At 66.7% G+C, this 2,782-nt stretch carries 2 protein-coding genes and 3 pseudogenes; 1 reads left to right on the top strand and 4 read right to left on the bottom strand.

Features of this window, described 5'->3' with window-relative positions; all coding sequences use genetic code 11:
* The 3 genes and pseudogenes from JCM19049_RS23505 to JCM19049_RS11100 all read right to left on the bottom strand — a co-directional run.
* Positions 1-650: pseudogene (locus tag JCM19049_RS23505) on the bottom strand (cysteine--1-D-myo-inosityl 2-amino-2-deoxy-alpha-D-glucopyranoside ligase); the annotation flags it as partial.
* A 186-nt stretch (positions 651-836) separates the two neighbouring features.
* Positions 837-1,660 (bottom strand): annotated as a pseudogene (locus tag JCM19049_RS11105) (undecaprenyl-diphosphate phosphatase).
* Positions 1,661-1,738: 78 nt separating this feature from the next.
* Positions 1,739-1,948 (bottom strand): hypothetical protein, encoded by a 210-nt coding sequence (locus JCM19049_RS11100; protein ID WP_054821622.1) that lies wholly within the window; start codon positions 1,946-1,948, stop codon positions 1,739-1,741.
* Positions 1,949-2,020: 72 nt separating this feature from the next.
* On the opposite strand from JCM19049_RS11100, the gene JCM19049_RS20375 reads away from it, so the two are divergent.
* Positions 2,021-2,320 carry a hypothetical protein gene (locus JCM19049_RS20375; RefSeq protein ID WP_279403019.1) on the top strand — a complete coding sequence of 100 codons (300 nt, stop codon included), beginning with the start codon at positions 2,021-2,023 and terminating at the stop codon, positions 2,318-2,320.
* A gap of 43 nt (positions 2,321-2,363) precedes the next feature.
* On the opposite strand, the pseudogene JCM19049_RS20370 reads toward JCM19049_RS20375, so the two are convergent.
* Positions 2,364-2,782, bottom strand: a pseudogene (locus tag JCM19049_RS20370) (hypothetical protein); the annotation flags it as partial.

Genomic DNA, 2,782 nt, shown 5'->3' with positions numbered 1-2,782 from the left:
CGCCACAGCAGCGGGTCCAGCGGATCGCGCTTGCCTTCACGCTGCGGGTCCCCGCCGCGTTCGGCCGAGAGCTGCTCCATCAGTTCGCGCCCGTAGCCGCTGACGGTGCCAGCTGCCAGGCCTCGTTCTGGGCGGCGAGGGTGTCGAAGTAGACATCCCCTCCACCCCGTCCGCCCCGGCCGGGACCCGGTAGGCCAGGCCCTTGTCCAGGAAGTCCTCGATGTACGGGATCAGCAGGTCGATGGTTTCCACCGCGCCAGGTAGTGATCCGGCGCGATCACGTTCAGCGCCTCCATGTCGGCGCGGAACAGGTCGGTCTGCTCCTGCGCCAGCTGGCGCCAGTCCAGCCCGCGCTGGGCGGCGCGCTCGAGCAGCGGGTCATCCACGTCGGTGACGTTCTGCGTGTAGGTGACCTTGCGCCCGTTATCCAGCCAGGTGCGGTGCAGCAGATCGAAGGTCACGTAGGTGGCGGCGTGCCCCATGTGGGTGGCGTCATAGGGGGTGATCCCGCAGACGTACATGCTGGCCGGGGCGTTGGCCTTCTCGGCCGGGGCGGTGGGACGCTGCTTGCCGGTGGCGGTGTCGAAGAGCTCCAGGATCGGGGCGCTGCCCACCAGGTGCGGTACTTCCGGGCTGGTCCAAGCGTGCACGCAGGGGTGTCCTTTCAAACGGCGCAAAAGTGCGCGATCAGCGGTGATGCCCCGGCCCCGCGCCAACTGCCGGGCCGGGCATCACCAAAGTTTCTCTATAAGTGCCAAGTCACCATGTGGTTCAGATATTCCCGGCCCCGGCCAAATAATTGACCGGGGCCCGGGTGGGGCATAAGCGGGCTCCGGCTAGGCGCTGATCAGCCCCATGCCCAGCAGGATGAACAGGGCCAGGCCCAGGGCAATGCGGTACCAGACGAAGACCATGTAGGAGTGGGTGGAGACGAACTTCAGGAACCAGCCCACAATGACGAAGCCGACCACGAACGCGATCAGGGTCGCCAGCCCGGTCTCGGCCATGGAGTAGACCATCGGCTCGGAGAAGGACTTGAACAGCTTGTACAGCCCGGAGAGGTAGACGGCCGGGATGGCCAGCAGGAACGAGTAGCGGGCGGCGGCCTCGCGGGTGTAGCCCATCAGCAGGCCGGCGGTGATGGTGCCGCCGGAGCGCGAGACGCCCGGGATCAGGCCATCGCCTGGGCGAAGCCGTAGAGGATGCCGTGCTTGAAGGTCAGCTGCTCCAGCGGGCGGACCTGCTTGCCGTAGTGGTCGGCGGCGGCCAGGAACAGGCCAAAGACCACCAGCATGGTGGCCACGATCCACAACGAACGGAAGTTCGTGTCAATGTAGTCCTCCAGCAGCAGGCCCAGCACGCCGATCGGGATCGAGCCGAGGATGATCAGCCAGCCCATCTTCGCGTCCGGATCCGAATGCGGGATCTTGCCAACCAGCGCCTTGCACCAGGCGCCGATGATGCGCACGATGTCACGCCAGAAGAACGCGATGACCGCGGTCTCGGTGCCCAGCTGGGTGATGGCGGTAAACGCCGCCCCCGGGTCCTGCGCGTTGGGCAGGAATTCTCCCACGATGCGCAGGTGGGCCGATGAGGAGATGGGCAGGAACTCGGTAAGTCCCTGGATCAGACCCAGGAACGCTGCTTCAAACCAATTCACCCCTCGACACTACTTCAAGTCCCAGGCCAAACCCCTGCCGAAAACACCGGGTCCCCAAAAATCCGCCCGTGGTCGTAGTCACGACTCGTCATTGGGTATCGTAAACGGCAACAACTCGCCATACTTGTCGTACAAAGCATCGTCGTACGCCTCGAAGGCATCGGCCAGCGCACCAAAGGCGGCGTCCACCGTCGCGTCGGTGGCGCCGCGGCTGGTGGAGATGACCTCCAGGTGGTTTTCCAGGCGGGCGATGAAGACCTGCAAGGCATAGTTGGGATCGACGCTCATGGCACACACGCTACAGCCGAATAGACCGGCACGGTAGGGGGTTTGATGATTCAGGAACGGATCAAGGCACCATTGCACCAGCCCGCGGATGACCGCTTCGAGTACCTGGTGATCACCTCGTTCCCCGGGGAGCCCAAGCAGCTGGCCCGCGCCGGCCCTGAAGGAGCACGCCGAGAACGGCAAGTGGGAGCTGGTGCGCACCTGCCGCTACGAGGGCGGGGCCTTCAAATACTGCTGCGCCGGCGGGTGATGCGGGTGACCGGCACCCTGGAGGCTCAGTCTTCCAGCGGTCCCACTAGCCAGCTGGCCACGGTGTTCGCCGCCGAGGCGGCATTGGACGGGTGGTACCAGCTGGCCTGCACGTCCCGGTAGAGCCGCTCGAACTCGCTGCCGCGGAAATACCCGCCGCCTCCAATCAGCTGCCCGGCAACCGAGATATTCTCCCGGGCCCAGTCCCCCGCCCGGGTACGCAGCGTAACCAGCTCGGGAACCACTGCGGCCCGTGGTCCACCAGGGCGTCCAGGTCCCCGGCGACCTGGCGCTGCAGCGCATCCAGGGTGAGCATGCGCATTCCGGCCTCGGCCAGGATCGAGCGGGCGCGCACATCCTGGGTGTAGGCCTGCCCGTCCTGGTGCACCCGGCGCTGGAGGGCCGCGGTGCCCAGCTGCAGCCCGCGCTCGGCCAGGCCACGTAGACGCTGGCGGTCAGGGTCAGGAACGAGGCGAAGATCCCGAACACCAGCGTCCGGTTGGGGCCCGCGGCCAGGCGGGTGTGCACCCACTGCGCCGGGGCGATGGCCCCGGACAGCTTGGTGGTGTGCGACTGGCTGGCGCG

This window comes from Arthrobacter sp. JCM 19049 (genome assembly GCF_001310435.1).
The sequence above is the reverse complement of the archived record's forward strand: the minus strand, read 5'-3'. Positions and strand labels throughout refer to the sequence as shown.

Bases quoted from the DNA above. Each gene is read 5' to 3' on its own strand.
- JCM19049_RS11100 (WP_054821622.1), bottom strand. From the start codon at position 1,948: ATGAGCGTCGATCCCAACTATGCCTTGCAGGTCTTCATCGCCCGCCTG.